This is a genomic window from Acinetobacter sp. TUM15071, assembly GCF_008980925.1.
Classification (GTDB): domain Bacteria; phylum Pseudomonadota; class Gammaproteobacteria; order Pseudomonadales; family Moraxellaceae; genus Acinetobacter; species Acinetobacter dispersus.
This window is the reverse complement of sequence record NZ_BKGB01000012.1, coordinates 123,544-141,956: the sequence shown is the minus strand read 5'-3', so window position 1 is coordinate 141,956 and position 18,413 is coordinate 123,544. Positions and strand designations below refer to the sequence as shown.

Below are 18,413 nucleotides of genomic sequence, written 5' to 3'. Positions count from 1 at the left end.
GGATTTGAATAAATTACCATTATTTTTATTTAAGATATTGAAATTAATGAACATATTCTAAAAATAACTTATAAACTAGATTTTAGGTAAACATAAGTTATGTAAAGGATTCAAAGAACGGCACGCTACACACTACTGCTTGTTGCCATAAGCTCAGCAACGTGAATTATGATCGTAGAGATTCATGTTGCTGACTTCGAGTTCTCATTCCATAAATGGCAGAAGATTTTTACAAGTCGGCTGCCTAGAATCAACCAAGTGAATGTCGCCTGCTATTTCAGCACACATCAATAGGAAGATAAGCTGTAATTCTCTATGTTAATTACGCTTAAATGCTAACCCTCTCATTTTTCAACGAGCTCAGGTTATAATGATGGTCTCCCAAAATATGGTTGATCTATTATGAACGCCTCCAATGACCCTCTACACGGTAAAAAACTTGCTGATATTTTGGATGAATTACTGGATTACTACGATGGCTTTGAAGGCTTAAGTCGTAAAATTGAAATTAGATGTTTTTGTATAGATCCAAGTGTTAAATCATCATTGCGATTCTTACGTACCACACCATGGGCACGTGAAAAAGTAGAAAACTTATATTTATATGTCTTACGCCAAAAAGCCAAACAGAAATCGTAGTTATCATTGATCATAGTACCCATGCGCTGTGTTATTTCTTATATCAGCTATTTTATTAAAAAAGCATTTTTGATAATCATCTGGAGTGGCTAAAATGGATGCTAATATTTGAGTGTTAAGTTATTGAATTTATTATTTTAATTTTGGTTTAGTGGCGATTTTTCTCAGATGGTTTTCACCCAAAGTGTTTTTGCATTAAAGAAGCCCATGATTAAGTAATATGGGCTTTTTATATCTAAAATGTTATCTGATGATAGACTTTTGATTTTTAGCGCAATGGTTATAGTTCTAATAAAGGTGGTAATTCCCTTCTTGCAATCTCATAGGCTTCATCACGATCTACACCCATTGCGTATAGCAATAACTCAGCAATTTCAGTACCTGCATCTCTCCAAGTTTTATGTCCTTCTAATACAAGAAAAATAGATGTTAAAACAGAGCCGGCGATCAAAGACATAATGGAAAGTAGTTGATCCTCACGGAATGTATATCGCTTACTGTCTAAACCAGCCATTACATCTGGCAATGGTGAATCACTACTTGACCATAAGGCCATTAGTGATTTTGAACTGAAAGCAAAGCGGCATATAAACCGTCCCCAATCGGACTCTTCATGCGCTCTACGAACATACATACGAATGCCTGTCGCAAGACGGATAGCCGAATCTGATTCATTTCCTAGTGTTTTAATAACACGTGCATTCATCTCTTCAGCGAGCTGAGATGCAATGTCTTCAAACAAAGTATCAGGATCTAGCTGATTATTATAAATAGTGCCACGAGCCACACCAGAAGCTGAAGCGAGCTCACTTATACTAATATTCGTAGAACCTTTTTCAGCAAAAAGTTTTAATGCTGTTTTATGAATTCTTTGCTGTGATGAAGATAAACGCACAATTTAAACCTTTTGAACAAGAATGCTTTATTTGAACAATTTTGACTATTATTATACAAATTATACTATTCATCAAAACTTTTTGTGAGTTTCTTACGTAACCAGCTCCAATTCTGCTTTTTATCGGTTGATCTATAGTTTTTTAGTTCTGAGATTTGCTTTTCAATGGATTGCGCAACTTGCTCACGAATATGCCATATACCTTGCTCATCGTCCGCAACATTCAAAGTAGATATTCGTTCTCCAAAACTAAAGTAAAAACGTTGTGGCTTGGGAATCGGTAAATATCCTAATCCAGTAGGAATTGGAGGCAGAATATCCCCGCCTCTTAATTTATCATTCAAATTAAATGTTTTAAGAAATTTCTGCGCAGTTGTATTTTGTTGAATATCATTAGCATCTATCACAATATCAAAGCAGTCATCTGCTCCAACAGAAGCAAATGGAATAATATCGTAACCATGTTCTATTGCTAGACGTGCAAAGCCAGTACGTTTTTTCCAGATCAACTGATACTTTTCCCCTTTCCTACGCATAACTTCACGTGCGCCACCTGGAAATACAATGATTGACTGCCCACTCTCCATCAGGGTATGACAGTTTTCTGGCGAACCTAAGACCATACCACCTTTTGTGAGTATGTCTTTCCATACTGGAATATGAAAATGCATACGATCCCCTAAAGATCGTAAGTGAATACCATGTTGCTCCCGTATATGTTCAACAAACAATGGCACATCCAAAAGACCATACAAGGTATGATTTCCAACAAACAATGCAGGTTTTGACATATTGAGTTGATCCGAGTTTAAAAAGATTGGATCAAAATACCAACGTTCTAAATCACGTCCCCATTTGCCATAGTTTTCTTTTGGGGGTACAAAGTTGTCCATTTTATTCTCCTCATCAAATTAAGAAGACGTCCCTGTATTCTTAAAACTTAGTTTATTGTTTTGCCCAAGTTAGGCTTTTTTCCCACAGCTCACTGGCTAAATTAATATTCTGAGCAGCTTGCGAAGAAACTTTGACCTTACAATCTTCGTAATAGAACCCCGTATCGCTAGCAAGCTGCGGTTGGTTAGCACAATAAAGTGTTGTTTTCGCACCTTCCTCGGGGCTAATCATAAAGCGACTAATGAGCTTAACTAAGGGTTGGGGCAAACCTCGCCATACATTGGTTGAAACAATACCCGGATGAATGGCATAGGTGGTGACCCCCGTACCGTACAAACGGCGTCCCAATTCTTTTGCAAACAAGATATTGGCAAGTTTGGCTGTTGCATATTCTTTTAAACCACCCATACTTTTGGTTGATTTCAATACTGTATTGAAATCAATACCCTGCGCATGTCGATGTGCCTTACTTGCAACCACAATCACGCGTGCAGGTTTTGATTCAATCAATTTTTCAGTGAGCAATTGGGTAAGGAGAAAATGTCCGACATGGCAAACACCGAAAGTGAGTTCAAAGCCCGATTGTGTCATACCTTTTTGACCAGCCAAGCCAGCATTGGCAATGAACAAATGCAAGGCTAAGTTTCTGGAAAGAAATTGTGCCGCACACTGACGTACAGAGTCTAAATCAGCTAGATCTAACTCTATAAATTCCGCCTTTGCTCGCCCAAAACTAAGACTTTGGATTTCTTGAAGTACAGCTTGTGCTTTCTTTTGAGAGCGACACGCTAAAAAGACATGATAGCCTTGTAGTGCTAATTCTCTTGCAGTGACTGCGCCTATACCTGAGTTTGCACCTGTAATTAAAGCGACTTTGCCATTTAATTTGAATTGGCTCATGTGGTTATCCTGCCTGTTGCTGTTTTTTTAGAAGGTCTAAAGCGACATCGACAATCATATCTTCCTGTCCACCCACCATACGACGACGACCCAGTTCCACTAAAATATCAACGGTATTTAGACCGTAACGTTTAGAAGCTATCTCGGCATGACGCAAGAAACTTGAATATACCCCCGCATACCCTAATGCAAGTGTTTCACGATCTACACGTACTGGGCGATCTTGCAATGGTCTCACTAATTCATCGGCAGCATTCATCAACGTAAATAAATCAGTACCATGATGCCAACCTAAACGTTCAGCAGCAGCAATGAAAACTTCCAACGGAGCATTGCCAGCACCAGCCCCCATACCCGCAAGGCTGGCATCAATACGGTCACAGCCTTCTTCAACAGCAACAATAGAGTTCGCAACACCTAAACTTAAATTATGGTGCGCATGTATTCCTGTTTGTGTTTCAGGCTTTAGAACATCTTTCATCGCTCTGAAGCGTGCACGAATATCATTCATGGACATTGCACCACCCGAATCCACGACATAGATACATTGCGCACCGTAAGATTCCATCAGTTTACCCTGTTGTGCCAACGCTTTAGGTGTGGTCATGTGGCTCATCATCAGGAAGCCCACGGTATCCATACCCAACTCTCGGGCATACTCAATATGCTGTTTGGAAATATCAGCTTCTGTACAATGTGTCGCAACACGAACAACTCGGGCACCTGCTTTATAAGCAGCTTTAAGATCGTGGATGGTACCAATACCAGGTAGTAATAAAGTCGCAATTTTTGCATGGTTGAGTACATCCGCAGCGGCCTCAATCCATTCCAGATCTATATGTGCGCCAAAACCATAATTGAAGCTTGAACCCTGTAATCCATCACCATGCGCAATTTCAATACTGTCTACTCTTGCTTCATCTAACGCTTTGGCAATTTCTTGCACATTTTGAATGGAGTATTGATGGCGGACTGCATGACTGCCATCACGCAAAGTCACATCGGAAATATATAATTTTTTGATCTTATCCATCGCTTAGCCCTCATCCGATGCACGTTGTGACTGGAGCGATGCCGCCATTTTCTCACCTGTTGCCAACGCTGCCGAAGTCATAATATCCAGATTTCCGGCATAGGCAGGTAGGTAATGCGCAGCGCCCTCAACTTCTAAAAACACACTGGTTTTTAGCCCAGAAAATTTCCCTAATCCTGCAATATTGAGTGGGGCAGATTCAGGGATTACCTCAAACTGGACTTTTTGTTTTAAGCGATAGCCAGCAACATATTTTTGAACCTCAGCCACCATCTGTTCAACCGAGGCTTCAACCGTAGCCTGATCCGCAGCTTCAGACAGCACATACACCGTATCACGCATCAATAATGGCGGTTCGGCTGGATTGAGAACAATAATCGCCTTGCCTTTTGTTGCACCACCAACTGTTTCCAGTGCCTTTGATGTGGTTTCGGTAAATTCATCAATATTTGCTCGTGTGCCTGGCCCTGCCGATTTACTGGAAATAGACGCCACAATTTCAGCATAATGAACTTTAGCAATTTTCGAGACTGCAGCAACCATTGGAATAGTCGCCTGTCCACCACAAGTCACCATGTTTACATTGGGCTGGTCAATGTGTTGTTCCAGATTCACCACAGGAACGCAATAAGGACCAATTGCCGCAGGGGTTAAATCCACCATACGAATATTCGGCTTATGTTGTCTTAATAAGGCATCATTTTTGATATGTGCCCCAGCAGAGGTTGCATCAAATACAATATCAATGTCTTTAAATTCAGGTAAATCTATTAGTCCTTGTACACCCTGATGGGTAGTGGCAACATTCATGCGTTTGGCACGGGCTAAACCATCTGATTCAGGGTCGATACCGACCATTACGGCAATTTCAAGATGCTCACCATAACGTAACATTTTGATCATGAGGTCGCTGCCAATATTGCCGCTACCAATAATTGCAGCCTTGATTTTATTTTTTGATTGATTATTCATGTTCTCCACCTATACCAACTGGCAACTGACAGAACCTAAACGGCCAATATAGGCAGTCACGCTATCACCTGCTTTGACATTGACCATTGGTCCTAGCGCACCAGATAAAATGACCTCACCCGCTTTTAAACCAATCCCTTTTTCACACATGGTACGGGCCAACCACCAAGCAGCTTTTAATGGATGACCTAAACACGCCGCTCCATTACCTTTTGATGCCACAACTTTATTGTGTTCAAGTTCCATTTTTACTTTTGCTAGATTTAAGCTACCTATTTCGATTGGCTGATTTCCAAGAACGAACAAACCACAAGAAGCGTTATCGGCTACCGTATCTTCCAGCGTGATTTTCCAGTTATGAATCGCGCTATCTACAATCTCTAAAGCGGGTAAGGCATAGGCCAATGCAGAAATGAACTCACCCCACGATGGTATTGGGCCAATAAGATCACGCCCAAGAATAAAAGCAATCTCTGCCTCAATTTTAGGTTGCAACAATTGACTGACGGGAATACTGTCGCCATCTAGATATTCCATATCATCAAATAAGATTCCAAAATCAGGTTGATCCACACCAAGCTGTTGTTGAACCGCTTTGGAGGTTAAACCTACTTTCTTCCCGATAATTCTTGAGCCTTGGCTCAGCTTATATTCCGTATTAATTTGTGCCACTGTATAAGCTTCATCCAATCCAGAGACTTGATAACTCTGAGTAATTGGTGCAATTGTTTGACCAGATTCACGCGCCTGTCTGAGGGCTTCTGCTGCTGCATGTAAATGTATACTCATGCGCTCACCTCATTGTAATGCGTGGTTCTCTGACCAAGTTCTAATTGCTTTTGTAACTGTTGAATGACTGCATTGATTTCCACGTGTCTGGAAACGGCAAAGGTAAATCGATCAGGTCGTAATAAAGCAACAGGTTTATCTTGCCCACTCTTTATTAACCAGTTCACCATATTGCCCTCGATATCTTCTACTTCCAATACATCAGGGTTCAAGTTCCGTGCGGTATGTGCTTGTGGGCGTTCAGCATACGGATAAAGCGTAATAAACTGACACCCCAACTGTTTTAGAAACTGCTTAAATGTTTCAGACATACCTTGTGTTGGGTCTACACTTAATCCAATTAAGGCATAGCCATTACCTAGCAAGGAATCCAGTAAAGTTTGTTTGCCATCAAAGCCTCTGACTATAGGCTGTGGTGCAAGACTACCTTCTGGGCTTGAACGATGCTGACGCGCTAAGCCAAAATACTGACCTTTCGTGTAGACAGGTTTTGGTTTAAAGCCACCTTCTTGTCCCCACTCTTTGAGTTTAGGAGTTGCAAGAACCCCTTTAATAACGCCATCACGAATTTTTCCAACTACTGGATTGGTCATTGAAACAAGGTCTTTTAATAAGACAGAACCCTGGATCATTGCTTTGGCATGATCATGACGCTCACTTTCATAGCTATCTAATAATTTGTCTCCAGCTTGACCATTGAGTACCGCACTGAGTTTCCAGCCTAAATTACCTGCATCACGGATCCCTGAGCTTGCGCCTTGCCCCATAAATTGTGGAGTCATGTGAGCAGCATCACCTGCCAGAAGCACACGTTTATCTCGCCATTGATTAGCAACCAAGGCATTGAAGGTATAGACCAGTTTACGTTTTACTTCAAAGTCATCAGGATTGACAAATTTGGATAACAACATACGTACTGTTTCAGGTTGTTCCATATATTCTTTGGTTTGACCTTTTTTCAGCATAAACTCAAAGCGATGGAATCCATCTGGCTGTACACAGCTCACCACTGGTAGATCTGGATCAACTACAAAATTAAAATACGGTAGATGACGTAAGCCCTTATTTCGATCTTTCTGTTTTAGATCCACAACCAGCCATGGCTCTGGGAAGTTTTTCCCTGACATTTCAATACCAAGCTTGGCACGAACAGTACTACGCCCACCATCAGCGCCGACCAAATAACGTGCGATAACTTGTTGGACGTCATTATCCCCCTGCACTTCAGTTTTAACATCAGTCTCATCACTAAAACGATAGACTTGTGTTGCCTGATGCATCACAGTCACACTGTCTGCATCTTGACTAAAATTAATCAGCTCTCGTCCACGCAAAATTTGAACATTTGGATATTTGGCTAAAGCATTGGTTAAAGAAGTTTCCAAATAAGGCTGATAATAGAAATTCACCACCGACCAACCGAATGGACGTTTGAGCGGCTTGTATTGTGCAATCACGGTTCCATCTGGACGAACCAGTTGTACAGGCGTATCCAAGAGCATATCTTTTTGCAGTTCTTCCGCCATATCAATCGACTGAAAAATACGCATACATTCGTCATCGGTATACACAGCACGAGCATTGCCATAAAACACAGGTTCACGTTCCAACACCAATACTTGGTGTCCACGTTTGCCTAAAATATGAGCCAACACCAATCCAGTTGGTCCTAGACCTGCAATAACCACATCTACATTTTGTGATATCGTTTTTTTAATTTTCTGACCTGTCATGTTTAGAACCTCTAAAACTAGATGGGTGAATATTCAGGATGAATCACTGTTGAGATTCCCTGTTTCAAATTATTTAAATTGGTTGAAAGCATATAGAGCTTGCCTGGATTCTCGGGCTTGTGTCCCCAAGAACTGATTGCAAAATACTTGGTCGGTTTCCATGTGCTTTCATCTACAACCAATGGAGCCCAGCCAAACTCAATTTCAAAACCTGATGGACTAATCACATAAAATGACAATTCCTTGTCATTTGGATGCTGCCCAATCTCATGCGCCATTTCATAACCAAGCTGCTTACATCGTTGAAAGGCATTGGATAAGTCATCTAAAGAAGCACCTTGTAGATTCATGTGTTGCACTTTAGTGCGAATTGGATCTAGAGCGACTTCTCTGGTCGTAGCGATCGCAACTGAATGATGACGTTCATTTAGACGTAAGAAAGTTACATCTAGTGTTACACCACTAATGACTTGCTCAATCTGGTCACTCAGTCTTGCATCAAAGATTTCCTGCCAAAACCGCTGCATCTTCAAAGGCTTTCGTGAGGTAATCGCCACATGTCCCATTCCTGCATCACCAGTCACAAAGCTTGAGGTCAACATATTTAAGGGTTCATCACTCAAGTTGGCCTCAACAAACAGCTCGATATTCTGTTTTTTAGGTCCCATGATGCGCCAGAATTGCTTTACTCCTCTTTGCTCAGCCTCAGCCTGCGTACTTTTCTCAACGGCAATATCACGTTCAGCCAAGCGACCAAGAATAATGTCTAGCGTTTTTTGATCTTTAACCTGCCAGCCCAGTGCAATAAAATCTTCTGTGCTACCTTTTTGTACCATCAAGCGTTTGGCATGATGATCCATACGAAAGCTAAGTTCATTCATGGACTGTTCTTCATCGTTAAAATGCAGTCCTAAACCCTGTTGCAGGAACTCTTTCCACTGTTTTAGTTTGTTTGATTCAATCACTGCATAAGCCATACGGACTGAACCAAAAACATCCTGATCTATTGTGATGCTATTCATATGCTCACCTTTTCAAACGATGGCTTGTCTAGCAAAGAAATCTAGACTGAGTTGATTAAATTCATCCGCTCTTTCCCACTGCACCCAATGCCCTGTGTTGGCAAATAAATAAACATCACAATTCGGCATGATTTTCTGCAAGGTCAGTGCACCACTCGGACGGTTCACTAAATCATTCGCCCCCCAAACCACCAAGGTTGGAACTTTGCATTTTTTAAGTCGTGAATCACGGGTGAAGTCCATGCGAATAGCACCTTTCAATCCTGTAGGTCGTCTTAATGGCGGTGCTGCAACCACGTCTGGATCAATACTGGCTTGGAAGCGTTCACGGATGACACTTTCAGGCACCTGACTGCCATCAAAGACCAAGTATTCACGGATAAAGGTCCTGAGCTTATCCATACTCGGTCCTTTGCCACCGTAGTAATTTAATAAGCAGTTCAAACCTTTAGTCGGTAGACCTTTGGTGGTATTAATTCCGCCCGGTCCCATAAGAATCAAGCTTGCAACTCGCTCTGGATGTTCTAGTGCCATGCGTAAGCCACATGCACCACCAAGAGAATTGCCAATAATATGGACTTGCTTGATTTTTAATTGATCCAATAAGCCCAACATTGCATCTGCTAAATCTCCAAACGGATCATCACGATTCACTCCCTTTGAAGACTGCCCATAACCCTGCATATCTGGGATGAGAACGCGATATTTTTCTGCCAATGCGTCAATATTCTTGGAGTAGTTAGATAGCCCTGAAGCACCTGGACCACCACCATGCAACATAAGAATCGGGAAACCTTCACCCTGTTCACTTAAGAAAATCTGTCTCTGACCAAATTTCACCACTTGGGATGTCAATGTATGAGTGTTCGTCATTTTTTCTTTCTCAAATACTTTATACAATCAATTTGAACATAACTGTTCAAATTAATCAATATTTGTTCATTTAATTAAAATCTATATATTTCAGTCAGATATAATTTTTATAAAAAATTATTCGTTAAAAACCCTAAAAAATATAATTTTTACATAGTAATTGCTTTTTGAACACTTTTGTTTAATATTTTATATTCATGTAAATTTTAAGGATACTGTTGTGATCGGACCACTTAAATCAAAATTCATATTTCTTATTGCTTTAAGCCCTGTTTCTTTAACTTACGCATCTGGTGTTTTTGTCGATACTCAGACTGCCGCTGGCGTTGGCTATGCTTTTGCCGGTTCATCAGCGCTTGCACAAAATGCGAGTGTGGTCGCCTATAACCCAGCTGCGATGATGGGTTTAAGTTCAGGCCATTACTTATCAGGTTCAGCATCATATGTTGATGCACAAACGGATTTTAAAGGGGAAAAAAACACATCAATTTCACCCATCGTTCCAACTGGGAGTGTAGAAGCCAGTATTGAACGAAAATTTGCCGTGCCTAGTGCTCAATATGTGTATCGAAGTGAGCAACCTTTTGCTGTGGGGATGAGTGTGTCTCCGTTATACGGAAACAAAGGAGAATGGAACGAAGATTTTGTTGGGCGATATCAAGGTCTTAAAACTGAAGTCACTGGAGTGAATATCAATACCTCATTGGCGTTTGAGATCAATCCTCAACTTATGATTGGTTTGGGGCTAAATTATCTTGATTTTGATGCTACGCTCACCAGAAAAGCGGCACCGCTGATCAATACGAATCCACCTCTTTACTTAGGTGATGCTCAAGGTGAATTGAAAGGAGATGGAGATGGCTGGGCTGGAAATATAGGGATATTCTTACGACCAACGGATAAGTTAGATCTTGGTTTGACGTATCGTTCTGAAACAAGTTTAAAACTGGATGGTTCTCTCACCGTCACAACACCAGCTGCAAAATTGGTTAATCCAGCGACCGTCGAGATTAAAATGCCACAAAGTGCGAGCTTGGCAGGCGCCTATCATTTTACGCCACAATGGACTGCGCTTGCAGAACTCACTTGGTATGATTGGTCTGTTCTTCCTGCTTTTAGTTCAGTAAATCCAAATAATAATGCCGTTGTATACGAAGAACAACTTAACTTTAAAGATGGTTTAAGATCAAGTATCGGCGTTCTCTATCAAATTACACCGTCAACACAACTCCGATTCGGTATGGCTTATGATCAATCTGTGGTTGAGTCATCTTCTGATCGAACAGTTCGTTTTCCTGATACCGATCGCATTTGGCTTTCATTGGGTGCAGGCTTTCAAGTAAGTAAAAACCTAAGTATGGATGTTGGCTACTCACATATTTTTGCAAATGAAGCAACAATTGAAAGTCCAACTGTTGTAGCAGGTAAACCAACGATGCAAACACTCACTGGTTCTTTTGACACTGACGCAGATATTTTTTCACTTCAGTTAAATTATAAATTTTAATCACATAGCCCAAGTCGACATCATAAGATCATGTTGGCTTGGGCCATCAAATTTTAGTCCACTTTCATCCAAACCTGACTTCGTCCTAAGGCTGAAGTACCAATATAACCTCGTAAAATCATTCTTGTAGCATTGCCATTGATTTTAATTTTACCTTTATAAATATTACCACTCATCGGATCAATCACATGACCATCATGGTACTCATCTGGTCTATTCATATTTTTTTTGAATCCATACAGAATCTTCATTCCTTTCAGAGGGGTATCTTTTAGATCACCTTTACAGCGAAAACATTTATCCGTAAATGCTGTACTGTGACCAGGCAACGGATATATCTCCTCAATTCTTCCTTCGTATTGCCCTTCATTGCTTTTATAAATATTCACCTTTGCCCTAGCGTAACCACTTTTATCATCAATCGCCTTCCATACCCCCGTAATATCTTGAGCCCATGTATTTGCTATAAAAATATTGAATAGAAAAATCTGGATAAAAATGATCCCTATTGATTTCATAAACGTTTTCCCCCGCTCGTTAAAATTATCTTTTCAAAAAACTAAACGTATTCGCAATTAAAATAATACAAAAAATTAAACACAATTGTTCAATTTTAACCACTATTGATCTAATATAAGCATATTGATATTTTGTTGTCTAGAAATACTAGCAACTAAAAACGAACAGCTCGGCTGAGGATCAGATATGACAAATACAATATTTCAGCAAGGAAGAATTGATGTACATCATCACATTGTTCCTCCAGTTTTTAGAGAGGCAATGCTGAATAAAGGCATCGATAAAGTCGCAGGTGCTCCCTTACCTGTCTGGACACCATCACAATCGATTGACATTATGGATCAGATCGGCACTGAGACTGCAATCGTCTCTTTATCCGCTCCAGGTGTCTATTTTGGTGATGTACAAGAAGCATGTCGCTTGGCTCGTCAATGCAATGAATATACGGCTGAAATGCGTCAAAACTTTCCAAACAGGTTTGGATTCTTTGCTGTTCTCCCAATGCCATTGACTCAAGAAGCTTGTGCTGAAGCAATATATGCATTAGAAGTCCTGAAAGCAGATGGCATTGTCTTATTGGGAAGTACTAATGGTATTTTTCTTGGTGACAGTCGCTTTGAAGAACTCATGTTTGAACTCAACAAACGTAAAGCGATTGTTTTTATTCATCCCAATCTGCATGAGACCAGTGAAAATCTAGGATTGACTACGCCTGGATTTATTCTAGAATTTTTACCTGATACCACACGCGCAGCAGTTAATTTAATTACTTCTGGCGTGATGGAACGCTATCCAGATATCCAGTTTATTCTCGCGCATGCAGGCGGTTTCCTACCTTATATTGCATGGCGAGTCTCGTTAGGCAACCTAATGACTGAAATGAATAAAAATGCGCCTCAAGGGATCATGACCTACATCAAGCGTTTTTATTTTGATACTGCGTTATCACCATCTCCTTACGCCATGTCAGCATTAAAAGAACTCGTAGGGACTGAAAGAATTTTATTTGGTAGTGATTTTCCATTTGCACCTGCACCAGTGTCACATATGCAAGTACAGACCCTTGGCGAATTAAGCATTTTTAATGAATCAGATCATTATAAAATTCAAAGAGGAAATGCACTTAGTTTGTTCCCTCAATACAAAAAAGCAAATGAAGAAGCCAGTCCACGCCCAATTTACCAACAAGAATCTTTAGGTAATAAATTTAAACGCTGGATGGCCCAGCCAATTATTGCCATTGCTGAAAAAAAGCGTGCGAAATAGGACTGCTGAGACATTTTTTATGGCTTTACATATAGTTCATTTTATTGATACCCAACAAAAAAAACGTTGGGGCCTCATTCAGAATGATGAAATTATTTCCTTTCAACATGACTTCGGAAGCACTCAAGAAATCATTCAATGTGGCAAGCTGCAACTGGCACAATTGGCAACAGAAAGTAAAGAAAAATACTTACTTGCTAACGTGGAATTACTGAGCCCAATTACTAATCCATCTCAAATATTATGTCAGGGTGCGAATTATCGCCAGCATATGCTTGATTCGGGAATCAATCCTGATACCCAGTCATTTAATATGTTTTTTACCAAATCATTGGCCTCGCTTCATGGACCAAATGGATGGATTGAAAAACCAAATCATGTTGAGTTATTAGATTATGAAATTGAGTTAACACTCGTCTTGGGGAAAAAAACACAAGGCTGTGTAATAGTCACTAAAGAAAATTTACATGAATATATTGCAGGTATCTGTATTGGTAATGATGTTTCAGCACGTGACATCCAGATTCCACAAATGCAGTTTTACAAAGGCAAAAGCTATCGTACTTTCTGTCCGCTTGGTCCGGTGCTTTGTTTATTAAATAAGGCAGAAATGCATTATTTAAACAAGTTACAACTTATCCTAAAAGTAAATGATGAAGTCCGTCAGCAAGATTCAACCGAAAATCTGGTGTTTAAGCCCGCTGAGACACTGACTGAATTCTCTCAGATTACCAACTTTGAAGTGGGTGATGTACTCATGACGGGTACGCCATCAGGCTGTGCACTTGGATTGCCATCGGCAACACTGATTAAAATGACAGGACTTTTACCTGAGAAGCTCAAATGGCAATTGTTTAACAAAAGCCAGTCCCGACGCTCCCAATATCTAAAATTTGGTGATCAGATCGAATCTCATATTTTTAGTAGTGATGGCAAAATCAATTTAGGCTATCAAAAACATACTGTTTGTTAAGTAGAGAATCCATTGTTATGAAAAAATATCTGTTTTTATGTTTACTTACTGCTCATCCTGTTCAGTCATTCGCATCTGACCAGCTCAATGGTACTGTATGGAAAACAATTGATGATGAAACCAATCAACCAAGGGCTCTTGTAAGATTTAATGAAGATAAGAATGGTGCTCTATCGGCAACTATCGAAAAAATTCTGGTTCCAAGTGAAGCGAATAAATGTAGCAAGTGCGAAGGAGCCTACCAAAACAAATCATTAGTTGGTCTGACTATCGTCAAAAATTTAAAAAGTTCAGGTGAAAACAAATATACAAATGGATCAATCTTAGATCCTAAGACAGGTAAAACCTATAGCTTTAATGCTAACCATCTCTCCGGATGGCAAGAAGCTCAGCGGTCGTGGTTATATCGGTATTTCTGCACTTGGTCGAAGTCAAACTTGGTATAAAGTTAAATAAGTAGAATTTTTTTATTTTTGGATTGAAGTTATTGTTCAATCCAAAAATATATTTATTCAAAAATAATAAATCATTTAGCGGAAATGCGGATAACTCGCCCTAGATAATCTACTTCTTGTTGGCATAGCACTTGACGGCTCGTTAATAAACTCACTCACCGTAAAGTCTATTCTAAACAACATCACTTAAGAAAAAATCTTAGAATGAGCCGTTCTATTAAATTTCAATCTGGCTACCCAACTCCACAACGCGGTTGGTCGGGATTTGATAAAAATCACTGACTGGACTGGTATTACGCTGCATTGAAATGAATAGATGTTCCCGCCAAGGTGCCATACCATCCCCAACACTATGCATGATACGTTCACGTGAGATAAAGAAACTAATCTGCATCAAATCATATTCGAACTCTAATTGTTCATAGGCCTGAGCCAGTGCACGTGGTACATTGGGCTCGTCTTTAAAACCATAGAAAATCTTAATACGATAAAAATGCTGATCTAAAGCTTCAACACTTATACGTTCTTCTTGTGGAACAAAAGGAACATCTTCAATCACAACCGTCACAAGAATATTGCGTTCATGCAAAACTTTATTGTGCTTGATATTATGTAGCATCGCATGTGGAACCACATTTGGCGTGCCTGTTAAAAATACCGCATCACCGGGAACTCGATGCACATTATTGCCAATACTTCTTAGAAATAAATCGAGTGATAAAGTGTCATGCTCAAGTTTTGCAAAAGTAAGCTCTCGTCCTCGCTTCCAGGTCATGAGAATAATCATTGCAGCAGCACCAATTAATAATGGTACCCAACCGCCTGAGAACATTTTCAGCGATGCAGCAGCAACTAAAACTGACTCGAGAATAAAGAATGGAATAATTAAAAGAAATACTTTTGGTAAGCTCCATTTCCAAGCAGAGTAAATAAAGACTGCAACTAAAATTGTATCGCACAGCATAGTTAATGTTACAGCTAGACCATAAGCACTGGCGAGATTTGAGCTGGTTTGAAAGATTAAAATCAAAATCAAAATTGCGATTAATAGCAACCAATTGAGAAAAGGTACGTAGATCTGCCCTTCCTCTGAATCAGAAGTATGCTTAATACTTAATCTTGGCAAATAACCAAGTTGAATCGCTTGGCGCGCTAAGGAGAAAACTCCAGAAATGACTGCTTGTGAGGCAATTACTGCTGCCATTGTCGCCAAGATAATCATTGGGTATAGCGCCCAACTAGGAACTAAAAGATAGAATGGGTTTTCAATTGCTGCTGGATTACGTAGCAATAAGGCACCTTGTCCTGCATAGTTTAAAACCAAGCAAGGTAACACGACACTGAACCATCCAAAACGAATCGGACGAGGACCAAAATGCCCCATATCGGCATACAGTGCTTCACCACCTGTCACGGTTAATACTACTGCACCCATGATAAAGAAAGACTGAATAGGATGGGTAAAGATAAACTGAATAGCCCAATGAGGACTAATCATCCCAAGTACAATTGGGGTCTGTATCACACTGGTAATACCCAGAACACCTAGAGACAAGAACCAGAGTAAGGTAATCGGCCCAAAAAATTTACCTACAAACGCAGTACCATGTTTTTGCATCAGGAACAATGTGGTCACAATGACGATTGCAATTGGGAGAATAAAAGGATCAAGTACATTGGTGGCAATAGACAAACCTTCCACCGCAGAAAGTACTGATATTGCTGGGGTAATGATCCCATCACCAAAGAATAGAGATGCTCCGATAAAACCAATCGCGATGAGATAGATTTTTTTTGTGTCGGATATTTTGGCTTTACGCAGGTTTAGGGCCAATAATGCCATGATCCCGCCTTCACCATTATTGTCTGCTCGCATGACGATCGCGATGTATTTAATACTGATGATCAGCATTAAACACCAGAAGATAATGGACAAAATACCTAATACATTTTCAGGCTGAATTCCTAAACCATGCGCTGCATGAAAGGATTCTTTTAATGCGTATAGAGGACTTGTTCCAATATCTCCAAACACCACCCCTAGTGCTGCCAACGCTGTGGCAGGTAATGCCGTTTTTTTCGTAGTACTTTGCATAATAGGTATTCTTTAAATGTTATAGGGCAGAACTTTGGTCATTTATTTTATTTAAGCATATGCTCTATTTCTCGTGGAGAATACCCTCTTTCTTTAAGAATCTGAACAATAATTTGCTGTATTTCTTTCGACGCGCCGCTATGCTTTTTAATCAGAACTTCTACCCGATCCCCCATGAATATGTCTTTTTTATTAAGAAGCAGGTTATGAAAACGATTGTTTTGATTAGACGTATTAAAGAAACCCATTAACCTATCCATAAGAACGATTGCAAAGTCTATTTTAATAAACTTAAAAAATTGACCGCGTAAAATTTGCGTAAATTTTTAGGCTATGTCATCTAAACTCAAAATGTTTTGGCTCTTATTACAGTCATATACAAAGATATCAGTTTGAAGTGACCTATCATGCTTCATAAAAAACTAAACTAAAAAATTACAGCTGAATGAGAGTAGTCTTTTTATTCCCTCGGTCAATAAAGGTTCTTTGGATTGGTTATTTCTATCGCTACTTTACTGTACTTTCATATTTGCTTCAGTTAAATAAGCTTTCTTCGTGGCCTTATTCCATAGACAAAGCTCTTGCCCTGTTTTGTTCTTCATATGTGCTTGCGGATATTTCCCTTGAATCAGGAGTGCTGAATATCCAACACGATCATCAAACAACATTACATTGCTCACTGTTTTGACATTTTTAAGTTGGCTGGCTTTTATACAAGCCGCTTTTATTTCTTGATCATGTTTGTTCCATGCCTGCTCGGAACTTCCAAAAGTTACGCTGCTCACAGCAGAACTTGCTACCAAACCTAAAGTAGCGAGATATTTTAAAAATATACGATGTCTCAATGCCATGATCGTTGTCCTGTAAATTCGAATGTCTAGATCTATACTGGAATAATCTTATGAGAGAATCTAGCAATTTATACATGTTGTAACAGCACCTATTCAGGATTACACATACTTCTAAAAGTTGTTCGTAATTTAAACTTCTAACGGGTCAAGCCTGTAGATTTTCTACTGGCATTCACTAAAATTTATCGTTTGCCCAGCGCCCTATTGAACTTTAATATTATTTAAAAATGAGTTAAATATTTCGTATTCCGAATGACATTAAGGGTAAAAATTATGGTTGAAAAAGTCGCTATTGTTACAGCCGCAGGAAGTGGTATGGGTGCAGCTGTTGCAAAAAAACTAGCAGCGGATGGATACAAAGTTGCAATTCTATCTTCATCTGGAAAAGGTGAAATTCTTGCGAAGCAACTGAATGGCTTAGGTGTTACGGGTTCTAATCAATCAATGGGAGATATTCAGCGCCTTATTGATGAAACGCTTGCTCGTTGGGGACGTATAGATGTTTTGGTCAACAGTGCTGGACATGGGCCACGTAAAGGAATTTTAGAATTAACAGATCAAGATTGGCATGAGGGTATAGATACTTATTTTCTCAATGCTGTACGCCCTATTCGTTTAGTGATTCCGATTATGCAACAACAAAAGCACGGCGTGATTGTAAACATTTCCAGTGCTTGGACATTTGAACCTAGTTCACTATTTCCGACTTCAGCAGTTGCTCGTTCGGGACTGGCTGCTTTTACCAAGATTTGTGCCGATACATATGCTGTTGATAATATTCGGATCAATAATGTTTTACCTGGATGGATTGATAGTCTACCAAAGACAGACGAACGTGCTAACAGTGTTCCAATGAAACGGTATGGTTCAACAGAAGAGGTTGCGGCTACAGTTGCTTTCCTTGCATCTGATGGTGCAGCTTATATCACAGGACAAAATATCCGAATAGACGGTGGTTTAACTCGCTCTGTTTAATAAAATCCAATCAAAAATTTAA

18 protein-coding genes and 1 pseudogene are annotated in these 18,413 nt (G+C 39.8%); 6 read left to right on the top strand and 13 right to left on the bottom strand.

Annotation, left to right across the window (positions count from 1 at the left end; translation table 11 throughout):
* The first annotated feature begins 402 nt into the window (after positions 1 to 402).
* On the top strand, positions 403 to 639 hold the full coding sequence (locus GBI66_RS12930) for a VF530 family DNA-binding protein (RefSeq protein WP_151716398.1): 237 nt from the start codon (positions 403 to 405) through the stop codon (positions 637 to 639).
* A 280-nt stretch (positions 640 to 919) separates the two neighbouring features.
* Here the strand turns inward: GBI66_RS12930 and GBI66_RS12925 are convergent, their stop codons facing one another.
* The 9 genes from GBI66_RS12925 to GBI66_RS12885 all read right to left on the bottom strand — a co-directional run bounded on the left by GBI66_RS12925 (position 920) and on the right by GBI66_RS12885 (position 9,750).
* Positions 920 to 1,534 carry a TetR/AcrR family transcriptional regulator gene (locus GBI66_RS12925; protein WP_005314005.1) on the bottom strand — a complete coding sequence of 205 codons (615 nt, stop codon included), beginning with the start codon at positions 1,532 to 1,534 and terminating at the stop codon, positions 920 to 922.
* Between the two features lie 65 nt (positions 1,535 to 1,599).
* A complete protein-coding gene (locus GBI66_RS12920) occupies positions 1,600 to 2,427 on the bottom strand; it encodes a lysophospholipid acyltransferase family protein (RefSeq protein ID WP_151716397.1) in 828 nt (275 codons plus the stop codon).
* A 52-nt stretch (positions 2,428 to 2,479) separates the two neighbouring features.
* On the bottom strand, positions 2,480 to 3,328 hold the full coding sequence (locus tag GBI66_RS12915; RefSeq protein WP_151716396.1) for an SDR family oxidoreductase: 849 nt from the start codon (positions 3,326 to 3,328) through the stop codon (positions 2,480 to 2,482).
* 4 nt (positions 3,329 to 3,332) lie between these two features.
* Entirely contained in the window at positions 3,333 to 4,361 is a 1,029-nt protein-coding gene (gene dmpG / locus GBI66_RS12910; RefSeq protein WP_151716395.1) for a 4-hydroxy-2-oxovalerate aldolase, read from the bottom strand.
* Positions 4,362 to 4,364: 3 nt separating this feature from the next.
* Entirely contained in the window at positions 4,365 to 5,333 is a 969-nt protein-coding gene (locus tag GBI66_RS12905; protein WP_151716394.1) for an acetaldehyde dehydrogenase (acetylating), read from the bottom strand.
* Positions 5,334 to 5,342: 9 nt separating this feature from the next.
* Positions 5,343 to 6,122 carry a 2-keto-4-pentenoate hydratase gene (locus GBI66_RS12900; RefSeq protein WP_151716393.1) on the bottom strand — a complete coding sequence of 260 codons (780 nt, stop codon included), beginning with the start codon at positions 6,120 to 6,122 and terminating at the stop codon, positions 5,343 to 5,345.
* Positions 6,119 to 7,855 (bottom strand): bifunctional 3-(3-hydroxy-phenyl)propionate/3-hydroxycinnamic acid hydroxylase, encoded by a 1,737-nt coding sequence (locus GBI66_RS12895; protein WP_151716392.1) that lies wholly within the window; start codon positions 7,853 to 7,855, stop codon positions 6,119 to 6,121. The genes GBI66_RS12900 and GBI66_RS12895 overlap by 4 nt, the downstream gene beginning before the upstream one ends.
* Positions 7,856 to 7,872: 17 nt before the next feature.
* Positions 7,873 to 8,877, bottom strand: coding sequence for a VOC family protein (locus tag GBI66_RS12890; protein WP_151716391.1), 1,005 nt, complete (start codon positions 8,875 to 8,877; stop codon positions 7,873 to 7,875).
* Between the two features lie 12 nt (positions 8,878 to 8,889).
* Entirely contained in the window at positions 8,890 to 9,750 is an 861-nt protein-coding gene (locus GBI66_RS12885; protein WP_151716390.1) for an alpha/beta fold hydrolase, read from the bottom strand.
* A 220-nt stretch (positions 9,751 to 9,970) separates the two neighbouring features.
* On the opposite strand from GBI66_RS12885, the gene GBI66_RS12880 reads away from it, so the two are divergent.
* Positions 9,971 to 11,257, top strand: coding sequence for an OmpP1/FadL family transporter (locus GBI66_RS12880; RefSeq protein WP_151716389.1), 1,287 nt, complete (start codon positions 9,971 to 9,973; stop codon positions 11,255 to 11,257).
* A gap of 53 nt (positions 11,258 to 11,310) precedes the next feature.
* On the opposite strand, the gene GBI66_RS12875 is transcribed toward GBI66_RS12880, so the two are convergent.
* Positions 11,311 to 11,775 (bottom strand): DUF2147 domain-containing protein, encoded by a 465-nt coding sequence (locus tag GBI66_RS12875; RefSeq protein WP_151716388.1) that lies wholly within the window; start codon positions 11,773 to 11,775, stop codon positions 11,311 to 11,313.
* A gap of 187 nt (positions 11,776 to 11,962) precedes the next feature.
* Here GBI66_RS12875 and GBI66_RS12870 point away from each other — a divergent pair, with 187 nt between their 5' ends.
* From GBI66_RS12870 to GBI66_RS12860, 3 genes and pseudogenes are all read left to right on the top strand, one after another.
* Complete coding sequence (locus tag GBI66_RS12870) at positions 11,963 to 13,042, top strand: amidohydrolase family protein (RefSeq protein WP_151716387.1); 1,080 nt, start codon at positions 11,963 to 11,965, stop codon at positions 13,040 to 13,042.
* A gap of 19 nt (positions 13,043 to 13,061) precedes the next feature.
* Positions 13,062 to 14,015 carry a fumarylacetoacetate hydrolase family protein gene (locus GBI66_RS12865; RefSeq protein ID WP_151716386.1) on the top strand — a complete coding sequence of 318 codons (954 nt, stop codon included), beginning with the start codon at positions 13,062 to 13,064 and terminating at the stop codon, positions 14,013 to 14,015.
* A 17-nt stretch (positions 14,016 to 14,032) separates the two neighbouring features.
* Positions 14,033 to 14,471 (top strand): annotated as a pseudogene (locus GBI66_RS12860) (DUF2147 domain-containing protein).
* 216 nt (positions 14,472 to 14,687) lie between these two features.
* Here GBI66_RS12860 and GBI66_RS12855 read toward each other — a convergent pair.
* The 3 genes from GBI66_RS12855 to GBI66_RS12845 form a co-directional block, all read right to left on the bottom strand.
* On the bottom strand, positions 14,688 to 16,565 hold the full coding sequence (locus GBI66_RS12855; RefSeq protein ID WP_151716385.1) for a potassium transporter Kup: 1,878 nt from the start codon (positions 16,563 to 16,565) through the stop codon (positions 14,688 to 14,690).
* Positions 16,566 to 16,612: 47 nt separating this feature from the next.
* The gene (locus GBI66_RS19850) at positions 16,613 to 16,813 is read right to left on the bottom strand and encodes a hypothetical protein (RefSeq protein WP_005188562.1); all 201 of its coding nucleotides are present in this window, start codon (positions 16,811 to 16,813) and stop codon (positions 16,613 to 16,615) included.
* 264 nt (positions 16,814 to 17,077) lie between these two features.
* The gene (locus GBI66_RS12845) at positions 17,078 to 17,416 is read right to left on the bottom strand and encodes a hypothetical protein (protein ID WP_151716384.1); all 339 of its coding nucleotides are present in this window, start codon (positions 17,414 to 17,416) and stop codon (positions 17,078 to 17,080) included.
* Positions 17,417 to 17,689: 273 nt separating this feature from the next.
* Here GBI66_RS12845 and GBI66_RS12840 point away from each other — a divergent pair, with 273 nt between their 5' ends.
* The gene (locus GBI66_RS12840) at positions 17,690 to 18,391 is read left to right on the top strand and encodes an SDR family oxidoreductase (RefSeq protein ID WP_151716383.1); all 702 of its coding nucleotides are present in this window, start codon (positions 17,690 to 17,692) and stop codon (positions 18,389 to 18,391) included.
* Positions 18,392 to 18,413: the final 22 nt, after the last annotated feature.

Coding starts and splice junctions, on each gene's coding strand:
- GBI66_RS12905 (WP_151716394.1), bottom strand. CDS start 5,333: ATGAATAATCAATCAAAAAATAAAATCAAGGCTGCAATTATTGGTAGC.
- GBI66_RS12875 (WP_151716388.1), bottom strand. CDS start 11,775: ATGAAATCAATAGGGATCATTTTTATCCAGATTTTTCTATTCAATATT.
- GBI66_RS12895 (WP_151716392.1), bottom strand. CDS start 7,855: ATGACAGGTCAGAAAATTAAAAAAACGATATCACAAAATGTAGATGTG.
- GBI66_RS12840 (WP_151716383.1), top strand. CDS start 17,690: ATGGTTGAAAAAGTCGCTATTGTTACAGCCGCAGGAAGTGGTATGGGT.
- GBI66_RS12855 (WP_151716385.1), bottom strand. CDS start 16,565: ATGCAAAGTACTACGAAAAAAACGGCATTACCTGCCACAGCGTTGGCA.
- GBI66_RS12900 (WP_151716393.1), bottom strand. CDS start 6,122: ATGAGTATACATTTACATGCAGCAGCAGAAGCCCTCAGACAGGCGCGT.
- GBI66_RS12915 (WP_151716396.1), bottom strand. CDS start 3,328: ATGAGCCAATTCAAATTAAATGGCAAAGTCGCTTTAATTACAGGTGCA.
- dmpG (WP_151716395.1), bottom strand. CDS start 4,361: ATGGATAAGATCAAAAAATTATATATTTCCGATGTGACTTTGCGTGAT.
- GBI66_RS12890 (WP_151716391.1), bottom strand. CDS start 8,877: ATGAATAGCATCACAATAGATCAGGATGTTTTTGGTTCAGTCCGTATG.
- GBI66_RS12920 (WP_151716397.1), bottom strand. CDS start 2,427: ATGGACAACTTTGTACCCCCAAAAGAAAACTATGGCAAATGGGGACGT.
- GBI66_RS12885 (WP_151716390.1), bottom strand. CDS start 9,750: ATGACGAACACTCATACATTGACATCCCAAGTGGTGAAATTTGGTCAG.
- GBI66_RS12870 (WP_151716387.1), top strand. CDS start 11,963: ATGACAAATACAATATTTCAGCAAGGAAGAATTGATGTACATCATCAC.
- GBI66_RS12865 (WP_151716386.1), top strand. CDS start 13,062: ATGGCTTTACATATAGTTCATTTTATTGATACCCAACAAAAAAAACGT.
- GBI66_RS12845 (WP_151716384.1), bottom strand. CDS start 17,416: ATGGCATTGAGACATCGTATATTTTTAAAATATCTCGCTACTTTAGGT.
- GBI66_RS12930 (WP_151716398.1), top strand. CDS start 403: ATGAACGCCTCCAATGACCCTCTACACGGTAAAAAACTTGCTGATATT.
- GBI66_RS19850 (WP_005188562.1), bottom strand. CDS start 16,813: ATGGGTTTCTTTAATACGTCTAATCAAAACAATCGTTTTCATAACCTG.